The following is a 21,694-nucleotide window of genomic DNA, read 5'->3' on the forward strand; positions in this document are numbered from 1 at the left end:
CGGCAGTCGGCCGCGTTATTTGCCAGAATCACTACGCTTTCCTCCATGAAAAACACCCTGACTCGTTTTTTACTACCTGCTACGGCCGTAGCAGGTAGCCTTGCGCTGTATGCGCTAACTCCCCCGGCCCGGGTAGTGCCCGATGCCGATAACGCCGGCCTGAAGCTGCCAGCTGGCTTCGGTGCGCTGGTAGCCGCCGAAACCGGGGGGCGTGCCCGCCACCTCACCGTAACGCCCCAGGGCGTGGTATATGTGAAGCTGAGCCGGGTGAAAGATGGCAAAGGCATCCTGACACTACACCCCACCAGCACTGGCAAAGCCACCATTGCGGGCGGTTTTGGTGGCTATGGTGGTACGGGTATGTACAACAAGGATGGCTACCTCTACGCTTCGTCTGATGAGGATGTGTACCGTTACAAGCTCGACAGCAAAGGTGAAGTAACGAATCCTACCCAGCCAGAGAAGATTGTAACGGGCCTTATTAACCGCAAGCAACATGAAAGCAAATCGGTGGTGCTCGACAACAGCGGCAACATTTATGTGAACGTGGGCGCCTACTCCAACTCCTGCCAGGAGCGCGACCGGCGCCCCGGCTCCCTGGGCATGCCCAACTGCCCCGTGCTGGACTCGGCCGGTGGTATCTGGCAGTTCAAGGCTAATAAGCTGAATCAAAAGTACGGTGACGGCATGCGCTACGCTACGGGCCTGCGCAACGTGGTAGGGTTGGACTGGAATCAGCAAGACAATAAGCTGTTTGTGATGCAGCACGGGCGTGACCAGCTGCACACGCTGTTTCCCGACAAATACACGGAGAAGGAATCGGCGCAGTTCCCGGCGGAGTGCATGTATGCTCTCGATAAAGGCGATAACGCGGGCTGGCCTTACATCTACTACAATCAGGAGCTAAACAAGAAAATGGTGGCGCCCGAGTACGGCGGCGACGGCAAGAAAACCGTGGACGATAAGTACATCGACCCGGCGGCGGCCTACCCCGCCCACATGGCGCCCAATGGCCTGCTGTTCTACACCGGCTCCATGTTTCCGGAGAAGTATAAGAACGGCGCGTTCATTGCCTTCCACGGTTCCTGGAACCGCGCTCCTGAACCCCAGAAGGGCTATTTCGTCGTATTTCAGCCATTCAAAAATGGCAAGCCCAGCGGCAACTGGGAAGTATTTGCCGACAACTTTGCCGGCTCGCCCGAGAAAGCGGCCTCTGGTCGCGCCGACCACCGCCCCTGTGGCCTGGCCCAGGGCCCCGACGGCTCGCTCTACGTCTCCGACGACGTGAAGGGCACTATTTACCGTATCGTTTACAACAAAAAATAATGAAGTCCCCTTTCCTAATTGCTGCCTTTGCGCTGCTTTCCCTACCTACCCTGGCGCAAAAAAAGCCAGCAACGCCTACCCAAAAGCCGGCTGCATCAGCCGTTTCGGGGGCAGTATTGGCTTCGGGCAAGAAGGTATACACGCAAAATTGCCTGACCTGCCACATGGCCGACGGTGGAGGCGTGCAGAACATGAACCCGCCTCTTAGCAAGACGAGCTACGTATTGGGCGATAAAACCCGCCTCATTAACATCCTGCTCAATGGCATGGAGGATCAGGACATTGACGGCGAATCCTACCAGAACGTAATGCCCGCCCACGACTTCCTCACCGACCAGCAAATTGCCGACGTACTTACCTACGTGCGCAACAGCTTTGGCAATAAAGCCAGCGCCGTGCAAGCCGGAGAAGTGAAGACTGCCCGCGCTGCGAAGAAAAAGTAGGGGCTTAGCCTCGGTCCTTCACCTTTTTTAAGAGCAAAAAAGGCCGCTGCAACATCTGTTGCAGCGGCCTTTTTGTTGCTGGTAATGAGTCTGTAAGCCGGGTTTTGTACGCGTTGCCGCGCCTCCACCATTTATCTAGGCCAGTCCTCGCGGAAAGGCTCCATCAACCTACCCACGGACGCCGGACGAGCCGCCCGGTGCCCCAGCCCGAAGGCTGGAGCGTATCCGCTTATTTGGTCTTTCAACCCCTGAGGTTTACCCAGCCGACACGGTCACCCGGCCGCTGGTGCGCTCTTACCGCACCTTTTCACCCTTACCTTTTTTTGAGCTATTGGCTGATGGCTATTAGCTGTTAGCTTTTCTACAACGAGAGCTAACAGCTAGCAACTACTAGCTAACAGCCAAAGAACGGCGGTAATTTTCTGTGGCACTGGCTGTCCGAAGTTGCTTTACGCTTCTCCGTCCTTCCCGTTAGGAAGCAGGGTGCTCTGCGTTGCCCGGACTTTCCTCGTCGCCCAAGGGCGCCGCGGTGGAGCGACTCATTACAGAAGTAAAGGTAGTGCAATGAGAAATAGCAGGGCAATAGGCTTGCAAAAATCCATATTGAACAAAGCCGTTTTCTAATATATAGCCTAAATTATTTTTTACCATTTTAATATGAAAAAATTAATAAAAGGGCTAGTTTGATGAGCCAATTATATCCGTAATCGATTTCTGATTATAGAATACTTGGCAATTAGATCTTTTCAAACACTCTTTCTCTCCTTTCTAAATCTTAGTAGCATGCAGAAAAAAGTACATCACCTGCGCCTCTCCTCCTGGGCTGTAATAGCTGCTGTAGCGGCTGGCTCGGCTGCCCTCACTTCCTGCTCCGACGAAATGGCCATGCCATCGGAACCAGTTGTAGCCACTGTAACAAACGACGCTAAATTGGCCGACGAGGATATAGCCGGTCAATACATTGTGGTGTTGAATGACGCCGCCGTTGCTACCACTTCAGCCGATAACTATGAGGGGAAAGTGAAAAAAGTGAAAGCCAAGGCATATGGTCTGCTGAAAGCGCACGGGTTGAGCGAGCAAGCTGTGGGCCATGCCTACGGGCACGTGCTGAAAGGCTTTTCGGCTAAGCTATCGGCTGCTGAAGCTGCGAAATTGCGCATGGATGCCAGCGTGGCCTATATAGAGCAGGATAAAATTATTTCGCTGGGCAAGCCAGCGGCTGGCGGTGGCACTACTTCTCCTTCTCAAACCATCCCCTACGGCATTGCGCGGGTAGGCTACGGCGACGGTAGCGGTAAAACAGCCTGGGTAATTGATACCGGCATCGACCTGGACCACCCCGACTTGAGTGTAGACGCCACGCGCAGCCGCTCGTTCCTGACCAGTGGTAAGGGTTATACTTCGCCCGATGATGGCAACGGCCACGGCACGCACGTAGCGGGCACTATTGCGGCCCTCAACAATAGCATCGGCGTGGTAGGGGTAGCCGCAGGCGCCTCGGTAGTGGCAGTGCGCGTGCTCGACTCGCGTGGTAGCGGTTCCAACTCCGGCGTTATTGCAGGCGTTGACTACGTAGGCGCCAACGGCAAAGTCGGCGACGTGGCCAATATGAGCCTGGGCGGCGGCGTATCGCAGGCCCTCGACGATGCTGTGCTACGTGCCTCTCAAGGCGGCGTGCTGTTTGCTCTGGCCGCCGGCAACGAAACCGACAATGCCAACAACCACTCGCCCGCCCGCGTGAATGGTGCCAACATCTTCACCATCTCCGCCATGAACAGCTCCGATAGCTGGGCGTCGTTCTCCAACTACGGCAACCCACCGGTGGACTACTGCATGCCAGGCGTAAACATCCAGTCTACCTGGATGGGTGGTGGGTACAACACCATCAGCGGTACTTCCATGGCTACTCCACACATGGCGGGCGTGCTACTCATGAAGGGTAAGAGCTTCACGACCAGCGGCACCGTGAAAAATGACCCCGACGGCAACGCCGACCCGATTGCACATTTGTAAGAGGAGTATTTATTTGAAGAAGAAAGGCCAGCCTATTGTAGGTTGGCCTTTCTTATTACTCATTTATTATGATGGATTCACAAAATTTATTGGCACTTGTGACAAAGCTATCGGAGGAATTTCACCGAATAGAATTACTTATGGCAGAGAACCAGCAAAGCCCAAATGGGGTAATCCAATCTATGACGGTTACCTTAGATAAGTTATGTCTTGCTATCAGCAACGGTCAAAGGATAAGCTTAGATATAAAAGATGGATTAGATAAGTCGTGTGCAGCGGCTGTACGAGTACTTGAGGGTTCCGGAATAGAAAACGATTTGTTCGAAATCAAAGAATTACTCAGATACTACAGGCCACATTGAATAAATTACCTACCCTCCCACACATTATCCTTCGGGAAGCTATCCGGCACATACGTGCTGCCTAGCACTATGCGCTTGGCCGTTTTGGTGGTTGAGATATCCAGCGTGACGGAGGTGTTGCCGGACTGCCACGCGGCCACGGAACGGTGCAGTTTGGTGGTGGTGCCGTCCGTGAAGGTCACCGTGAGGTCTACTGGTACGGGTTTGGTGCCTTTGGCCGCTACCGTTACCTGGTAGCCGGTGGCTTGCTTGGTCACGGTTTGGATGGCCAAATCGGGGTAGCCCAGGTCGAAGAACCAGCGCTGCCAGAACCAGTTCATATTTTGGCCCGCACCGGCGTTCATTGAGTTGAAGAAGTCGTAGGGCATGGGGTGCTTGCCATGCCAGTTGCGGATATAGGTGTGTAGGGCTTTCGTAAACAATTCATCGCCGAGCATGTCCTTCACGTAGAGGTAGCCCAGGCCGGGTTTGGGGTAGGAGTTGAGGTAAAACGGCGTGCCCGACTGCTGGGTGGTGAGCGTGACGATAGGCATATCCTGCTCGGTATGGGCAAAGCGGGCGTAAGGCATCACGCCATATTCGTCTACCAGCTTAGGGTCGATGAGGGGTGAGATAATCCACTCGCCAATGGTGGCCCAGCCCTCGTCCATCCAACCGTACTTGGTTTCGTTGATGCCCATGTAGAACGGGAACATCGTGTGAAAAATCTCGTGGTCGGTGAGCGTGATGGCGTCCTCGCGGGTTTTGGTGGGGTTGTCGTTCACCATCATCGGGTACTCCATCTGGTCGAGGCCGTCGAATACGGTTTCGTGGGAGTAGGGGAAGGGCCACTTCGGGAACGTGTAGCTCATGGCCTCCACCGTGCGGCGGGCAAAATGCACCACTTCTTCAAAATCCTTGTGCTTGGGATTGTAGGCCGCATCTACGCGGGTACGGCGCTTGATGGCGGGGTCTACCACTAAGCTGCTGGCCTGCCAGGCGTAGTGGTCGGAAGTAGCAAACACGAAATCCACGACATCCTGCGCCTCAAAGTGCCAGGTGTTCTGCGCGTTATTTGTCGTGATGTTCTTGCGCTTGGCCTCCGCGGCGCTGATAATTGTGATAACGTCGTCCTTTTTCTCCGCGTCTTGTAGGCGCTGGGCGTATTTCTTTTGCAACACCTGCGGAGCGTTGGTGAGCGTGCCGGTAGCCCACACCACAAAATCCTTGGGCACGGTGATATCTGCTTTGAAGTTGCAGAAGTCGTTGTATAGCTCCGCCGAGCCGGTATACGGAATGCGGTTCCAGCCGTCGATGTCATCGTACACGGCAATGCGCGGGAAGAAGTAGGCCACAAAGTCAGCCCCCGGCTCTACCTCGCCGGTTCGTTGGTGCGAACCTTTGTTGAGGGTGTAGGAGTAGGCCACGGTTACTTGGGCTGTCTGCTTGGGGCCAATGGCCTTGGGCACGGAAACCGTCATGTTGGTGGCATCTATGCGGCGCACGCTTTCATCGGTGGCTTGGCCGTTGATGGTCAGCTGCTCAATCTGCACGCCGTCGGTGAGGTCGGCGGCAGCGAAGCGGGTGTCGCGGGGGGCACCCTTTTGGTAGATGTTGGGGTAGAGCTTGAACACCAACTGCCGCAGCGAATCGGGGCTGTTGTTCTGGTAGGCAATATCCACGGTGCCTTTCAGCAAGCGGGTAGCCGGATTGAAATTGACCTTGATGGTATAATCAGCCGTGTTTTGCCAGTATTTGGGACCAGGCAGGCCGCTTTCGGCACGGGTGCCAGCGGCATAGGTGGCCGCCAGGTTGCGCGGGATGGGTAGGGGCTGTTGCGCTTGCGCAGCAAAGGAACCAAGCGCCAGCAGAGAAGCGAGAGAAAGGGTGCGAAACATGGCGCAAAGTACGCAATAAGCGAGCCTGGCTTTCTATAAAGCCTTATGCGTACCAAAGCGCAAAAAACTCGCCTGTCATCCTGAGCTTGCGAAGGACCTTCTCACGCCAGAACGACTGACGTAATAACGTCCTGTTCTATCGTGAGAAGGTCCTTCGCAAGCTCAGGATGACAGGCGAATTCTTATTAAGCTAGCAGTTGCTGCTTATTTCAGCCGCACCAGGGTAGCGCCGTAGCCAAACTTCTCCTTGCGGGCATCCTCAAAGAACTTGATGTCCTTGTTGCGGCTCAGTTGCTTGTGAATCTCTTTGCGCAGCGTGCCATTGCCAGCCCCGTGGATAAAGACGATTTCGTGCATGTTGGTAGCCAACGCCCGCGACAACGCATCCTCAAACGTATCCATCTGAAGCTTAAGCATGGCCGTGTTGCTGAGGCCCTCGGCGCCCTCGGGGCGTAAGGCTTCGATGTGGAGGTCCAGCTCGTGGGGCGGGGCCACTAGGGCTTTGGCGGGCTCCTGGGTAGGCGCCACGGTGGCGGGCTTAGCAGGCGCGTTGCCGGAGAGCTGGGCCTTTAGGGTTTCGGCCAGCTTCTCGGGGGTAGGCGGCGCGAGAGGCGCGGCGGGTTTCTCGTCGAGCTGGAAGAGGTAGGCTTCTTTCTGGATGATGGGTGCCTGCTGGCGGCTCTTATAGAAGGTAGCTGCCTTGAACTGCGTGCGCTTGCTGAGCAGATCGTAGGCCGTAGTGCCGTTGAGCTGGTGGGGGAGAAGCTGCACCAGCACAGCGGGCCACTTATCGAAATCCTTCAAATGCCAGTGGCCCAACGGCTTGCTAGCAGCTTTGGAATCGAGCTTGTCGGATGCCAGGCCACGGTAGGTGCCGTCGGGGCGCTCCTCGCCGTAGGTGTAGAGCACGTCGGCATCGGTGTTGTTGATGACGTGCACGGCCAGCAGCTCCGGCGACTGGTGCACCAGCGCCAAGTACAGACCTTTGGCAATCTTAACAGGAGGTGAGGTAGGACCACTTCCTTTTTTAGTCGAACCTGATGCAGATGCTGCTGCGGGCTTTTCGCCGGCGGCCTGCGCAGCGCGGGCGGCCCCAGTGCTAGCGGCTTTGCGCTCATTGGCCACGGCAGCAGCCGTTTTGCCGAAGGCTTTCTGCTCTTCTGCGGCTACCACTACCACCTCCCGGCGCAGCACCGGAATCGTGAAATCGTTATCAATGGCAACTTCTACCAGCTCATTATCGAGCAGGCGGGTAACAATGCCTTCTTCGCGGCCAGTCAGCAGCCGCACTCTATCTCCTACTTGCATATCTATTATGAGGGGGTGGGTTCAATGTCAGAATACAACAAAAGTAACGGCCAAACGGTGGTAGCGTTGCTTATTAGTTGTCAGGGATGAATTGTTAGTTGTCAGCTGTGAGTTATCAACTATCGGTTGGCGCGCATGCCCAGGGTTGAAACCCTGGGCTACTGTACTGAGGTAGTTCTATCGCTCTTACAGATCAGTCCAGAGCGCTACCCTCGGAAAACAAGCGTCCACAAAATCCGCGTAATCCGAAAAATCCGAGCGAATCCGTGGTTCAGACTTAATAATACAAGCCATGCAGCACCAACCCGCGCCGACTATTGTACTCCAAGGCCGGCGCGGGTAGGTGGAAGATGCTGGCTACGTAGAACACGCGGCGTAGTAGCTTGCTACGGGTAGGAATGCGGCGCAGGTCTACGTCTAACGTGAGGTAGTATTGGCGGTAGGCGCGCAGGCCCAGGGCAGCGTTGGCGTCGGCATCATTGTATACCATTTGCTGAGCGCTGTAGCCCACTGCTGGCTGTAGCCAGCGGGGCCAGCGCGAGGCGGCGGGCATAAACGCGCCCACATCGAAGGCCAGCCAGTAGGTTTGGCCGTTGTAGTCTTTCAGTAGACGCTCGGCGAAGGAGCGACCCAGCACGTTAGGCCGCATAGCTGCATAGCGTGTGGTATGAAACGACACTTTGGGCATGATGCGCACCTCATTCCAAGCCAATTGTTGCCCAATAAGTCCCACCGAACCTAGAAAGTTAGCCGCCAGATCGGTAGCCGACGCGCCATACTCGGGGTCGTGGCCGTCGAGAATTTCAATGGGACTTTGCAGTAAGAATCCCACAAAGCCGCCGTACCAAATGGCTTTACGGTCGTCGAGGCCCGCCCAGCGCAGCATGTCTACGGCGCCCCGGCTCTCATGAAACGCCCCCCAAAAGTGGCCGGCTTTGTCCATCTGCTTCCACTCCGGAAAGTCGTCGAACCAATGGAATCTGCTTCGTTCGCCCGTGTACCAGGCTTTGCCGAGGCCGTAGGTGAGGCCAGTGTAGGTAACTACCAACCCGCCAGCCAGCAGGGGTAGGCGGCGGTTGAGGTGGGCTTGACGCGCCGAATCGGCTAGGGCAAGCGGGACAGATGGGGCCGACGCAGAATAAGAGAAGCCGGAAAGCTGCGGTGCCGTGCGTAACTGGGCTAGCGCTTGCGCTTGAGCAGGTTGCTGAAGTAGGAGCAGCAAGCTCCAGAGTGAAAACCAGCAGCAAAGAGAGTGAAAACAGGACATTACAGCGGCGCAAGCAGTAGCAGGCAGCAAAACTACGCACAATTCGCGGGTGCAATTAGATACTGGGAAAAGACAATGCGTACCTTTGCTATGCAAACGATTACGGAGCCGAAAAACAGCGTTTTCGTACGAATCCGTTATCGTACTGCTTTTCAAATTCCCATTTTCTTAACGTTCTGAATGAAAACAATTCGACTCTTCTGTTTACTGCTAATGGTGCTAGGTAGTGCGTCTGCCTCCTGGGCGCAGGTAGTGACGGCTACTCCTACCTTTTTCCGCGCAACGGATCAGGTAACCATCACCTTTGACGCCACCAAAGGCAACGCTGGTCTGGCCAACTACACCGGCGACGTATACATCTACACCGGTGTCGTCACCAACCTGAGCACCACGCCCAGCGACTGGAAACACGTAAAAAACCCGAACGGCTTCGGTACGCCCATTGCGGCCGAAAAGATGACGGCGCTGGGCAACCACCGTTACAGCATCACTTTTGTGCCCGAGGACTATTACCCCGGCCTGAAAGGCTCCGGTGAAACCGTGCGGCAACTGGCCATGGTGTTTCGTGGGGCCAATGGCACACCCGAGGGCAAAGGCACTGGTAATTCCGATATTTTCCTGGATGTATCGCAAACCACGGCCTTGCAGGCCAGCATTACGGCGCCGGCCACGAGCAACAATAACCCGGTGCTGGTGAGCAGTGGCTCAGTGGCAGTGACGGCTACGGCCTCGGCGGCGGCTACCCTTATCCTTACCCTCAATGGTACGCAGGTGGCTCAGCAGGCCAACACTACCTCCCTCTCGGCCACGGTGGCCGTTACGCAGCCCGGCATCAACACACTGATGCTCACGGCCAACGACGGGACTACCACCGTTACGGATCAGCGCCTGCTGCTGGTGCAGCCTACCATCACCACGGCCGCCCTACCCGCCGGCGCTAAGAAAGATGGCGTGACCTACCTGAACGGGGGCACCTCCGCCATTCTGAGCCTGACGGCGCCCGGCAAGCAGAGCGTGTACGTGATTGGCGAATTCAACAACTGGCAGCCCACCGCCGCCACCCTGATGAAGCGCACCGACGCCAACGACGCCGAAAACGGCCGCTGGTGGGTGCAGCTTGACGGCCTCACGCCCGGCACGGAATACGCCTACCAGTATCTGGTAGACGGCAGCCTGCGCATCGCCGACCCCTACACCGAGAAAGTCCTGGACCCCAACAACGACCAGTACATTCCGGCCGTTACCTACCCCAACCTGAAGGCCTACCCCACGGGCAAGACTAGCGGCATTGTGTCGGTATTGTCGCCGGGCGCAACCGAATACACCTGGACCACCGCCAACTTTCAGCGCCCGGCCCGCACCAACATGGTGATATACGAGCTGCTGGTGCGCGACTTCGTAGCCCGCCACGACTACAAAACCGTGACCGACTCGCTGGCCTACCTCCAGCGCCTGGGCGTGAACGTGTTGGAGCTGATGCCCGTCAACGAGTTTGAGGGCAACGAAAGCTGGGGCTACAATCCCTCGTTCTATTTCGCACCCGACAAATACTACGGCACCAAAAATGACCTTAAGAAGCTGGTTGATGAGTGCCACCGCCGCGGCATTGCCGTGGTGCTGGACATGGTGCTCAACCACTCGTTCGGCCAGTCGCCGATGGTGCAGCTGTATTTCGATGGCGACAAACCTGCTGCCAATAGCCCGTGGTTCAACCAGGATGCCAAGCATCCTTACAATGTGGGCTACGATTTCAACCACGAAAGCGCCTACACCAAGTATTTCACGAAGCGCGTGATGCAGTTCTGGCTGCAAGAATATCACATTGATGGCTACCGCTTTGACTTGGCCGGTGGTTTCAGTCAGGTGCAGAAAACGGAGGCCACCTATGACGCTGTGTATGACCCTACGCGCATTGCTATTTGGAAAGAGTACTACGACTACCAAATGAGCGTCGACAATACGTCGTATCCTATTCTGGAGTCATTTGCCGCCAACCAAGAAGGTAAGGAACTAGCCGACTACGGTATGATGCTGTGGGGCAATCTAAACCATGCATACAACCAAGCCACGATGGGGTATAGCGACGGCTGGGATTTCAACTGGGGCTATTATCGGCAGCGCGACTGGAACCAGCCCAACCTGATTACCTATATGGAAAGCCACGACGAAGAGCGTCTGCAATTCAAGAATGCAGCTTTCGGCAACAGCAGTGGCAGCTACAACGTGAAGGACTTGGCGACAGGGTTGAAGCGCGACGAGATGGCGGCAGCCTTTTTCTTCACTATACCTGGTCCGCGCCTGATGTGGCAGTTTGGAGAGGTAGGCTACGACTACAGCATTAACGTGTGCGCCGATGGCACGACCATCAATAACGACTGCCGCCTCAGCAACAAGCCCATCCGCTGGGACTACTACCAGCAAGCCGACCGCCGCCACCTCTATGACACCTACCGCGCCCTGATTGCACTGAAAAAGCAGCCTTTATTCGCCGCGCTTACCTCCTTCTCGCAGGAGCTAACCGGGCAGGCCAAGGCCATTCACCTATCAAACGGCGACCTGAGCGTGACGGTGCTTGGCAACTTCGGTGTGACGGCAACCACCGTCAACCCCAAATTTCAGCAAACCGGTACCTGGTATAACTACCTCACCAGCACGCCCATGAACGTGGCTGATGCCAACGCGACCATCACGCTGCAACCCGGCGAGTATTTCGTGTATACCAACAAGCCCATCACCAAGCCCGCCAACTCAGTGCTGCCCGTAAAAGGAGCGCAGGCCATGAGCGGCCTTAAATTGCTAGCCTCGCCTAACCCCACGGGTAGCACCGCCACGCTCTACTACGAGCTAACCAGCGCCGCGCCTACCGTATCGGTGACCGTGCAGAACATGCTGGGTGCCACCGTACGCACCATACCTGTATCGGGCCGCCAGACCAGCGGAACCCACGAGTTGACGCTGCCCGTGGCCAACCTGGCCAATGGCATCTACTTCGTGCGCTTGCAAGCCGGAACGCAGCAGCAAACCACGCGTCTGGTGGTGCAGCACTAGGCTGATGTGATGATTGTTTTCAAACAAAAAAGGCGGCTCCAAGTGGAGCCGCCTTTTTTGTTTGAAAGTCTGTACTACTGAGCCGAGTCGAAGTATGACTGGCTACTATACCAGCGCATCAACTCATCAACCTATTTCTTGCTGAGTACGGTGTGGTAGGTTACCAAGTCGTCAATAGGGGAGCGGATGATTTTGCCGACTTCCATGTTGTGGTTTTTGGCCGCCTGCGTGAGGGCGTCGCGGAAGTTGTAGCCCACCGAGCCGATGCAGTTGAAGCTGTATTCCTGGTAGTTGGGGTAGTGCACTACCAGGTTGTCGAAGAACGTGTTGAAACCTTCCAACACGATTTCGCGGCAGTAGCTCACGTTGTTGTGGTCGTAGGCGAACTTGGCGAAGCTAGCGAGGAAGCGGTTGGGTAGGGGCTGATTGTAGAGGCGGTCGAAGATTTCCTCGTTGTCCAGCTCGTATTGCTTCTGGAAGGCCTCTTGCAGGCCGTCGGGGAGGTAGCCGCGCATGTAGTCGCGCAGCAGACGCTTGCCAATGAACGAGCCCGAGCCCTCGTCGCCCAGGAAATAGCCCAGCGAGTCGATGTTCAGCGTCACGTCCTTACCGTCGTAGAGGGCCGTGTTGGTGCCCGTGCCCAGGATGGCAGCAAAGCCCTTTTCCAGACCCAGCAGAGCGCGGGCGGCGGCCAGCAAATCGTGTCCCACGTATACTTCCGACTGCTTGAACACATGGCGCATGGCAGCGGCTACGGTTTCCACCTTTTCCGGGGTAGAGCAACCGGCACCGTAGTAATACACCTCACTAATGGCCGGCAGGTCCAGGTTGTCGGGCAGGCTTGTTTCGAGTGACTCAATAATGCCCTGGGTGCTGATGAAGTAGGGATTGTAGCCTTCGGTATTGAAATAAATGCGCGTGCCCGCGTTGTCGATTAAGCACCAGTTGGTTTTGGTGGAGCCGCCGTCAGCGATGATGATCATGGGTAGGGTAGAAGAAAGTAAAAGAAGAAATGCGCAGCATCCTGGGGTAGAATGCATACGTACTACGTAGCGCAGAATAGCGAAGCACGGAAAAGTTTTCGGTAGTTGAAAGCCGTTGGCCATGATGTTATTGGAAAGCAATGATATGGCGCAAGAAAAAAACCGCTGATTGGCTGAATAGACAGGTTTCGAAAGAAGGCGAAAGGGAGTGATCAACATCAGCGAAAACAACGCAATCAGCCCGGCGTTGCTGAGAGGGTAGGGAAAGAGCAAATAGTAACAAACTGCAACGCAATGGTTGGCGAGTAGGGGCATTGGTTTTCCGGGTTAGACAAACGTTTGCGTTAACTTGCTGCTGTTTTAAAGTCAGTGACCTGATGCGGGCACTGCTTCGCTCACTCGAGTGCCGGCTTACGCTTACATCCTCCCATTTTATCTTCCTGATGCAGAAGCTTTTTCTCTCGTTGTTCTTCTTTTTGTCTTGCTCTCTGATGGTGGCGCCGGCTGCGTGGGCGCAACAGCAGGCAGGTCCCAAGGGCGACGTATATGTTGACAAACAGGGCGTGCTACGCTGGCAAAAGGGTAAGCAGGAGGTAGCGTTGTTCGGCGTTAACTATACCACGCCGTTTGCCTATTCTTACCGTGCCCACCGGCGCCTGGACGTGTCGCCGGAGCAGGCCATCGAACAGGACGTATACCACCTCGCCCGGCTGGGCGTCGATGCATTTCGGGTGCACGTGTGGGACGTGGAAATCACCGATACGGTAGGTAATCTGCTGGAAAACGAGCACCTGCGCCTCCTTGATTTTCTGGTGGCCCGCCTCAAGGAGCGGGGTATTAAAATTATCCTGACGCCCATTGCCTACTGGGGCAACGGCTACCCCGAGCGCGACACGGCCATGACGGGCTTCTCGTCTATTTACGACAAAGGCCAGGCCTACACCAACCCGCGCGCCATCGCGGCGCAGGAGCGTTACCTCACGCAGTTCCTCAACCACCGCAACACCTACACCAAGCAGCTCAACCGCCAAGACCCCGACATCATTGCCTTCGAGGTGTGCAACGAGCCGCGCTACCACGAGCCCGCCGCGCAGGTGACGGCCTTTGCCGACCGCATGGCCGCTGCCATCCGCAACACCGGCTGCCGCAAGCCGGTGTTCTATAACATTGCCGAAAACCCACAAGTGCACGAAGCCATCCTGAATGCCAAAGTGGACGGCCTCACCTACCAGTGGTATCCCGAAGGTCTGGTGAGCGGCCACACGCTGCGCGGCAACTTCCTACCCTACGTCGATCAATACCCGATTCCCTACCGTCAGGATAAGCGCTTCACCTCGAACGCGAAGATGGTGTACGAGTTTGAGTCGGCCGATATTTTGCAGCCTATTATGTACCCGGCCATGGCGCGCAGCTTCCGGGGCGCGGGCTTCCAGTGGGCTACGCAGTTTGCCTACGACCCCCTGGCCATTGCCTACGCCAATACCGAGTACCAAACGCACTACCTGAACCTGGCCTACACTCCCTCGAAAGCCCTGAGCCTACTAATTGCTGGGCAGGTATTTCGGCAGGTGAGGCGTGGGCAGGCTACGCCGGCCTACCCCACCGATTCTACGTTTGGGGCCTTCCGCATCAGCTACCGCGAGCAGCTCAGTGAGATGAACACGCCGGAAGCATTTTATTACACTAGTACCACGCGCACGGAGCCCCGGAAACCCGCCGCCCTCCGGCACGTGGCCGGGGTAGGGTCGTCGCCGGTGGTAGGCTACGGGGGTACTGGCGCCTACTTCCTCGACCAGCTGGCTCCCGGCGTGTGGCGCCTGGAGGTGATGCCCGATGCCGTGCAGGTGGATGACCCTTTCGCGCAAGCGTCGTTGCGGCGCACCGTCACGCGCATTGAGTGGAACACGCAGCCGCTACGTATTTCGCTGGCTGATCTGGGGCAACAGTTCACTGTGCGCGGCCTCAACGAGGGCAATGCTGCCCAGGCGCAGGCCGCCAACGGAGCAGTAGCTGTGCGCCCCGGCGTATACCTGCTAGCGGCTTCGCAGCAGAAAACCACTGCCTGGACTTCCCAAACGCGGTTAGGTACGCTGCGGCTGGGTGAGTTTGTGGCACCCGCGCCCACCGTTGCCGGACTACAGGTGGTGCACAAGGTCTACCCTCAAGTAGCGGCTGGGCAGCCGTTGCGCCTCACCGCCAACGTGGTAGGCCTAGCGCCCACCGACAGCGTATTGCTGGTGGCACAACATTACTACGGCCGCACCCAAACCATTCCTATGCAGCGCGGGGCCTACCCCTTGTTTGAGGCGATAGTACCCGCCGATCTGCTATATCCCGGTCAGCTGCGGTACTGGGTAGTGGTGAAGCAGGGTAGCAAAACCACTACGTTTCCAGGCAATGTTGCGGGCTCTCCACGCCAGTGGGATTACGCCCACCCCGAGCACTGGGAAACAGCCATTGTGCCAGCTGCCGCGCCGCTTCCCCTGTTCACCGCCGCCACCGACTACGACCAGGTGGAACTGGGCCGCATTGGCGAGGGCAGCTACGCTGACTACGTGACCAGCCCCGCTACGGGTGCTCTGGCCGTGCGCCTGTTTGGCAAGCCTCAAACGGAGGCTGGCGCTGCCGATAACCGGCCGGCCATGAGCCTGCGAGCATACTTTACCGACAAGGTGCAGGGGCGCCATCAGGACCTGCTCAACAGCAAAGAGTTGCTGCTCACAGGTCAGGCCAGCCAAGCGGGTACGGTTATACAGGTAGTATTGGTGACCAAAGACGCCGCCGCTTATGCTGCTACCATTACCTTGGGTACCAACCACCAGACCGTACGCGTGCCCCTTACCAGCTTCCGACCCGCGCCTTTATTGCTAAGTCCGCGGCCCTACCCTAGTTTCCTGCCCCTCACGTTTCAGCCCGCCACGCAGCCCCCGGCGTTGCGGTTGGCCGATGCCGAGGTGCTTCAGGTGGTGTTGCCTGCTGCACCAGCAGCCCGGCACGTAGATATCGGGTCGGTGCAGCTGCGGTAAGGCAGAAGGGCTTCTATTGCATGCCAACTGAACTCTACAATAGCATTCATACTAACGCAATCGAAGATGTCCGGTAGAATCAATATTATCGATAAGTTGTAACATTAAAAAAGGCTCCTGATTATTATCAGGAGCCTTTTTTAATAGGTCAGTGAAGAACGTTAGTTCTTACGAATAGAGTAAGTGTAGTTACCAGCACCCTGGCTTAAATCAAGCGTAACCAGGTAGCTACCAGCTGCCGTGGGACCTTTGATGTTGTCGCCGCCAGCATCCAGTACGCCGTCTGCCTTGGTGTCACCGTAGTTGATATCCCATTTGTTGTTGGCTCTGAATTTAACTTCACCGCCAGCACTCAGGTTCATCGTAGCCGACCAAGTGCCGGTGGCAGTATTGTAGGTTAGCGGCGTTTGATTGTCCCACCCGCCGGGGGTAGCAGAACCGATGGCTGCCCAAGTAGTAGGCGTAGCCGTCCACGTCAGATTAGGAACATTTACTATCAAGCGATAGTAGCCTGTAGCGGGCAATGAAATGTCACCACCAGTCGAAGAAAGTTTCCCCGAAACCTCCTCCGTAGCAGGATCAGTCGTAATAGTGCCCGAAATACCATAGTTGGTATTGTCCCAGTTAGGTGCACTTGTAAACTTGAAGCCGTTAGGATCCGTGAAATTCACGTAGCCTTCGTACGTGCCGTTGTTGGCCGGCGAGGCTATCTTGGGTGCTTTTTCAGGAGCCCAGTCTTGGTACTTGCCTGGAACGTACAATGATGGGTACGCAATGATGGATAAGTAGGGCATGGCTGTTACGGAAGTAACGCCTGATTGCTGCGCATACGTAGTGTTGCTGCTCACGTTTGAGAGCACACGTGCATCTAGCTGGCCAGTTGAGCCCGGCGCAATTCCTAAAGCCAGCAACGTGCTGTTTAATTCTGCTACCGTAAATGCCCGCTTGGTAGCAGTAGTAGTGAATTCGCTAGGTGATTTAAAATTGTTACCCTTCACGTCAAGCTGTAAGGTGTAAGTTACAGCAGCAGGGTAGCCGTAATCGGCGTTGGTCCAATTGAAAACTACGGCTTCTTTAGCCGCATTGTCGGCAGAAAGTGCGCCAAGGGCTGTAGATGAAGCTGTAAGCGTCGGCCCGCCATTCGAGCTAATTACCGCTCTATCTTCGTCCTTTTCACACGCGGTAAGGGCTAGGGCAACTGCACCTATTCCCAATATTTTGGTAAACCAAGTTTTCATTGTGTGGGAAATTATAATGTCGGAAAAAGGAACCAGACAGGCTGCCAAGTGCCAACTGACGCTTGGCAGCCTGCTTATTAATAACCTGGGTTCTGCGTTAGGTTGGGGTTCACGCTCAGGTCAGCGGACGGAAGTGGGAACAAGCGACGGTCGTCGGATACGGCCCGGCCACCGGCCACACCGCCTTTCCAGGCCCACAGGTAATCGCCCGTGGTGAAGCGCTCATAGCGAATCAGGTCGGTACGGCGGGTAGCCTCCCAGTACAGCTCGCGCGAACGTTCGTTCAGGATGAAGTCCAGCGTGAGCTGCCCGCTGGTGATGTTGCCAGCAGGGGCATTGTTGAATGCCCGCGCCCGCACACGGTTCACGTAGGTGAGAGCCAGGGCCTGGTCGCCGCCGCCGCGCAGGGCTGCTTCGGCGTACATCAGGTACACATCGGCCAAGCGGAACATCGGGAAGTCGGTATCCACGAACACCAGATCGGAGCCAGGAGCGCCGGTAGAGGAGATGTTCTTGAACTTGATGGGCACATAGCCATCGGTGAAAGTGGTTTGCGACGTCACTTCCAACGCCTGGCCGCCCGTCACAAACTTAGCCCGCGCATCGGCAGCCGTATCTGGGAATTGCTGGTATAGGCGGGGAGTAGTACGAATACCGCCCCAACCACCATCAATACCATAGCGAGCCGGATTCCAGAAGGAGTTAGCGGTGCCCGATACGGCAGCGTGCGTCAGGAAGGTAGTGCCGCCGTAGGTTTGCGTCCGCTTGCCGTCGTACACAATCGGAAAAATAATTTCCTTGCTGGTGTTATTATCAGTCCGGAACAGGTTCTTGTATTGCGGCGTCAGCGAATATACACCGCTGTCAATCACGCGTTTGGCGTAGGTAGCGCAGTCAGCGTTGCGCTCCGTGCCGGTGTATACTTTGGCGTTGAGATAGAGCTTCGCCAGCAGCGTCCAGGCAGCAGCTTTGTCGGCGCGGCCATAGAGGTTCTGGCCGGGAGCCGCCAGGTCGGCGTCAATGGCTTTCAGCTCCGATTCGATGTAGGTGAATAGCTCAGCCCGGGTCGTTTGACGGGGCGGAGTGGTGCCTCCAATCTCGTCGTTTTCCGTGGCGAAGGGTGGGTTGCCGAACAAATCCAGAGCGTGGTAATACGCCAAAGCCCGTAGGAAACGAACTTCTGCCCGTAGGCGCTGGATGTTGGTCAGGTCAGCACCCGTAATGCCGCGGCTGCTGAGATTGGCATCGGTAGCCTGCGCCAGGAAGCCGTTGCAGAGCGTTACCTCGTACAGAATGCGGCTGTACAAACCCCGAATCAGCACGCCGCTAGACGTCCAGTTCATGTTGTGCCAGTCCTGCACGCCGGGGTCACCCCATTGGATAACCGCCTCATCGGTGGTCAGCTCCTGCGCGCTCCACAAAGAGCGAACGTAGTCGGAAGTGCCCTGGTCAATGCCCAGAATGTCACCCGTAGTTGCATCAGGACCTTGGCCACCCGTTACAGCAAAGCCGCTGTACACCTTGGCCGCTACGCGCTGGTAGCCCTCGGCATCCTTGTATACGCTCTCCGTATTCAGGTCGTAGGTTGGTACGCGGTCCAGGTCGTCATTACACGACGTAACCGCCAGCATCGAACCGGCAACAAGGCCCAGGCCCAAAGTGCGACGAAAAATATATGATGTTTTCATTATACAATCAGAGAGACAATTATAGGCTGAGGTTCAGGCCAATCGTGTAGGTGCGGGGGCGGGGATACACGTTGTTGTCAACCCCATTGAAAATCTCCGGATCGAGACCGGAATACTTCGTGATCAGGAACACGTTTTGAACAGCAGCCGTCAGGCGCAGATTCCCGCGGTTGCCCATTATTTTGCCGGCGTCGTAGCCCAGGGTTATGTTCTCCATCCGCAGGAAAGAAGCGTTCTGGATGTAGTAATCCGAGGAATAGCGCTCCTGCTTCAGGTTGGTGAAACCCGTGTAGAGGGCGTCTTGGGTAGCGTTGGTTATCACCGTGGGCTGGCTGGTGAGACCATTGTAGGTACCGTTCTGCGAGTTCACGTTATTGTATAAATAGCTGCCAAGCTGGCTGCGCAGCGTGAAGGCCAGATTCACGCGGTCGTAGCTTACGTTGGAGCTGAAGCCCAGGATAACTGGCGGCGCGGCCTGCTTGTACACGTACCGGTCATTGCTGTTAATGATACCGTCACCGTTCAGGTCGGCGTACACGTCTTGCAGCGGCTTGCCATCCGTTCCGTACACTTGCTTGTACACGTAGAAAGACGAAGACGGCTCGCCTACCCGGTAGATACCAATGTTGGTGCCGGTACCGCCAGCTACGCCATTGTTTTCAATACCGGCAAAGCCTTCTACCTGTGGCCCGAGCGACAGAATCTTATTCACGTTATAAGTACCGTTGGCGTTCAGCGTCCAGTTCCAGTGCTCGCCCTGTACCGGCGTCGCGTTCAGGTTCAGCTCGACACCTTTGTTTTCCAACGAACCCACGTTCGACACCAGCTGGTTGGTGTAGTTGGTCAGGATTGGAATAGGAATAACGGCCAGTAGGTCTTTGGTTTTGCGGTAGTATACGTCTACCGAGCCGCTCAGGCGGCCATCCAGGAAACCATAATCAATACCGGCGTTGTAGGTGGTGGTCTGCTCCCACTTCAGGTTGCGGTTGAAGCCCTGCGGAGAGTAGGGGATATAGTACTCATACTGACTAGTAGCAGGATTGTAGAAGCCATACTGCGCCTGTAGCGAGTTCACAACGTAGCGCTGAATGTATGGGTAGTCGCTGCCCGCAGCACCCACGATGTCCTGCTGACCCGTGATACCGTAACCAGCGCGCAATTTCAGGTCCGAGAACGTGTTGTTGTCCTTCAGGATCGACTCGTTCTTGATATTCCACGCGGCCGAAACGGCGGGAAACAAGGCGTTGCGATTCTCGGGCGAGAAGCGCGACGAAGCATCGTTACGCAATGTACCCGTAAGCACGTACCGGTCGTTGATGCTCAGGTTAGCGCGGCCGTAGTACGAAAGAATGGTGTATTGCGTGCGGAACGGATTAACAGGTGCCGCCCGGAAAACGGTAGTGCCATCGGCCAAGTAAGTAGGCAGATTGGGCGAAGTCCGTACAAAGTCCTGGTAAGAGTAACCGGCCAGCACATCCAGGCGGGTTCCGCCGAGTTGCTTGGTGTAGTTGAGGTAGGCTTCTAGCAGCTTGTTGTCGCGGTTCTGGGCGTAGCGGTTGAATGAGCCACCCTGACGGTTGGTGATAGAAGCGTCCAGGGGGCGGTTGAAATACGCAGCCGCGGCCGTTGCATCAACCAAGTTGCTGCCGTTGCTGCGGGTGATGTCGTAGCCCAGGTTCACGTTGGCGTGCAGGTCGCGGAAGAAGGGTAGGGCGTAATCCAGCTGAATGTTGCCGATGCTCCGCTTCACGGTGCTCCGGTCGCGGCGCAGCTCTAGCAGGGCCACCGGGTTGCGGGGTACGTTCTGTTGGGGCACACCGCCGGCGCTTTGCAGGTACTCGAAGTAGCCGCCGTAGCCTTCGGCGCCGCTGCGCACGGGTTGGGTAGGATCGAAGGCCAGGGCTGCACCAACGGCACCAGCGTCAGCAAAGTTGTTATCAATGATCGAACCCTTCAAGTTTAAGTTCACTTTCAAGGTGTTGTCGAACAGAACGGGGGTGAGGCTGATGGAGCCCGTGTTACGAATAAGGCGGTTGGTGCGCAGAATACCCTGCTGCTCCAGGTTGCCATACGAAACCCGGAAGGGTAGTTTGCCCGCCGCGCCGGCCACGCTCACGTTGTTATCGGAGGTGAAAGCCGTGCGGAAAATCTCGTCCTGCCAGTTGGTGTTGCTGGAACCCAGCAGATTGCTTTTGGTGGGGGCCACGCTGGCTACGGTATTGCGTAGCTGATTGGCCGATAGAACGTCTACCGAGTTGTAGCGCTTCGAGACAGAAGCCAGCGAGCTAACGTTCACCGTTATTTTCTCGCCCTGCACACCCCGCTTGGTAGTGATAAGGATAACGCCGTTCGAGGCACGCGAGCCGTAGATAGCCGTGGCCGATGCGTCTTTCAACACCGTGTAGGTCTCGATGTCGTTGGGGTTGATGAGGCTCAGCGCGTTGGCGGCGCCACTCACGCCGCTATTGTCTACTGGCACACCGTCAATTACAATCAGCGGGTCGTTGCTGGCATTCAGCGACGAGCCCCCACGGATACGGATGGTGGTAGCCGAGCCGGGGGCACCACCGCCGGTCGTGATCTGCACGCCAGCTACCTTGCCCTGAATCAGCTGCTCGGGGTTGGTTACCTGGCCCTTCACGAATTGCTTCTCATCAATCTGCGTCACGGCACCCGTCACGTCTTCTTTGCGCTGCGTGCCGTAGCCTACTACCACTGCTTCGTTCAACAGGGTGGTGTTTTCACCGATTACCACGTTGGGTACGGCCGTGTTCTGGCCATTGTTTACCGTAATGGGTTGGCGTTGCGTATTATAGCCTACGAAGGAAATAATCAGTGTCTGCGGGCCAGTGGGCACATTCTGAATAGAATAGGTACCATCGGCATTGGTGGAGTTGCCAAGCGAGGTGCCTTCTATCACAACGGTTACGCCGGGCAAGCCCTGTTTTTGTTCGTCCAATACGCGGCCACTCACGGAGCCGGTTTGGGCGAATGCGCCGGTGAAACCAGCGCACACAAATAGCAGGAGAAACAGTAGTTTCACCAGGTAAGGGTGTTTCATTGAAAAACAATTAGGGTTGGGAATTTAACTTTCGGCAGAGCCGATTTGCAAACG

At 56.4% G+C, this 21,694-nt stretch carries 12 protein-coding genes and 1 other RNA gene; 5 read left to right on the forward strand and 8 right to left on the reverse strand.

Annotation, left to right across the window (positions count from 1 at the left end):
• Positions 1-45 precede the first annotated feature (45 nt).
• Both F1C16_RS04030 and F1C16_RS04035 read left to right on the forward strand, forming a co-directional pair.
• Positions 46-1,326 (forward strand): sorbosone dehydrogenase family protein, encoded by a 1,281-nt coding sequence (locus tag F1C16_RS04030; protein WP_185283080.1) that lies wholly within the window; start codon positions 46-48, stop codon positions 1,324-1,326.
• Positions 1,326-1,769 (forward strand): cytochrome c, encoded by a 444-nt coding sequence (locus tag F1C16_RS04035; protein ID WP_185283081.1) that lies wholly within the window; start codon positions 1,326-1,328, stop codon positions 1,767-1,769. Before F1C16_RS04030 ends, F1C16_RS04035 begins: the two co-directional genes overlap by 1 nt.
• Before the next feature lie 77 nt (positions 1,770-1,846).
• On the opposite strand, the gene rnpB is transcribed toward F1C16_RS04035, so the two are convergent.
• Positions 1,847-2,315: RNase P RNA component class A (rnpB, locus tag F1C16_RS04040), an RNA gene on the reverse strand.
• Between the two features lie 237 nt (positions 2,316-2,552).
• Between rnpB and F1C16_RS04045 the strand changes: the two genes are divergently transcribed.
• Positions 2,553-3,782: a S8 family serine peptidase gene (locus tag F1C16_RS04045; RefSeq protein ID WP_258049023.1), complete on the forward strand. Its 1,230-nt coding sequence runs from the start codon at positions 2,553-2,555 to the stop codon at positions 3,780-3,782.
• Positions 3,783-4,149: 367 nt separating this feature from the next.
• Here F1C16_RS04045 and F1C16_RS04050 read toward each other — a convergent pair whose 3' ends face one another.
• The 3 genes from F1C16_RS04050 to F1C16_RS04060 all read right to left on the reverse strand — a co-directional run bounded on the left by F1C16_RS04050 (position 4,150) and on the right by F1C16_RS04060 (position 8,551).
• Positions 4,150-6,021: a M1 family metallopeptidase gene (locus F1C16_RS04050; RefSeq protein WP_185283082.1), complete on the reverse strand. Its 1,872-nt coding sequence runs from the start codon at positions 6,019-6,021 to the stop codon at positions 4,150-4,152.
• A gap of 204 nt (positions 6,022-6,225) precedes the next feature.
• Positions 6,226-7,329, reverse strand: a complete 1,104-nt coding sequence (locus F1C16_RS04055) for a Smr/MutS family protein (RefSeq protein WP_185283083.1) — start codon at positions 7,327-7,329, stop codon at positions 6,226-6,228.
• A 277-nt stretch (positions 7,330-7,606) separates the two neighbouring features.
• Positions 7,607-8,551 (reverse strand): YfiM family protein, encoded by a 945-nt coding sequence (locus F1C16_RS04060; protein ID WP_258049024.1) that lies wholly within the window; start codon positions 8,549-8,551, stop codon positions 7,607-7,609.
• A gap of 225 nt (positions 8,552-8,776) precedes the next feature.
• On the opposite strand from F1C16_RS04060, the gene F1C16_RS04065 reads away from it, so the two are divergent.
• Positions 8,777-11,644 carry an alpha-amylase family glycosyl hydrolase gene (locus F1C16_RS04065; protein ID WP_185283084.1) on the forward strand — a complete coding sequence of 956 codons (2,868 nt, stop codon included), beginning with the start codon at positions 8,777-8,779 and terminating at the stop codon, positions 11,642-11,644.
• A 131-nt stretch (positions 11,645-11,775) separates the two neighbouring features.
• On the opposite strand, the gene F1C16_RS04070 is transcribed toward F1C16_RS04065, so the two are convergent.
• Complete coding sequence (locus F1C16_RS04070; protein WP_185283085.1) at positions 11,776-12,627, reverse strand: N-acetylglucosamine kinase; 852 nt, start codon at positions 12,625-12,627, stop codon at positions 11,776-11,778.
• Between the two features lie 443 nt (positions 12,628-13,070).
• Here F1C16_RS04070 and F1C16_RS04075 point away from each other — a divergent pair, with 443 nt between their 5' ends.
• Positions 13,071-15,653, forward strand: coding sequence for a cellulase family glycosylhydrolase (locus tag F1C16_RS04075; protein WP_185283086.1), 2,583 nt, complete (start codon positions 13,071-13,073; stop codon positions 15,651-15,653).
• Positions 15,654-15,814: 161 nt separating this feature from the next.
• On the opposite strand, the gene F1C16_RS04080 is transcribed toward F1C16_RS04075, so the two are convergent.
• The 3 genes from F1C16_RS04080 to F1C16_RS04090 all read right to left on the reverse strand — a co-directional run bounded on the left by F1C16_RS04080 (position 15,815) and on the right by F1C16_RS04090 (position 21,640).
• Complete coding sequence (locus tag F1C16_RS04080) at positions 15,815-16,891, reverse strand: SusE domain-containing protein (protein WP_185283087.1); 1,077 nt, start codon at positions 16,889-16,891, stop codon at positions 15,815-15,817.
• A 77-nt stretch (positions 16,892-16,968) separates the two neighbouring features.
• Positions 16,969-18,579 carry a RagB/SusD family nutrient uptake outer membrane protein gene (locus F1C16_RS04085; RefSeq protein ID WP_185283088.1) on the reverse strand — a complete coding sequence of 537 codons (1,611 nt, stop codon included), beginning with the start codon at positions 18,577-18,579 and terminating at the stop codon, positions 16,969-16,971.
• Between the two features lie 19 nt (positions 18,580-18,598).
• Positions 18,599-21,640, reverse strand: a complete 3,042-nt coding sequence (locus F1C16_RS04090; protein ID WP_185283089.1) for a TonB-dependent receptor — start codon at positions 21,638-21,640, stop codon at positions 18,599-18,601.
• Positions 21,641-21,694 lie beyond the last annotated feature (54 nt).

Origin of the sequence: Hymenobacter sp. NBH84 (genome assembly GCF_014217645.1) — a bacterium.
Lineage (GTDB): Bacteria > Bacteroidota > Bacteroidia > Cytophagales > Hymenobacteraceae > Hymenobacter > Hymenobacter profundi.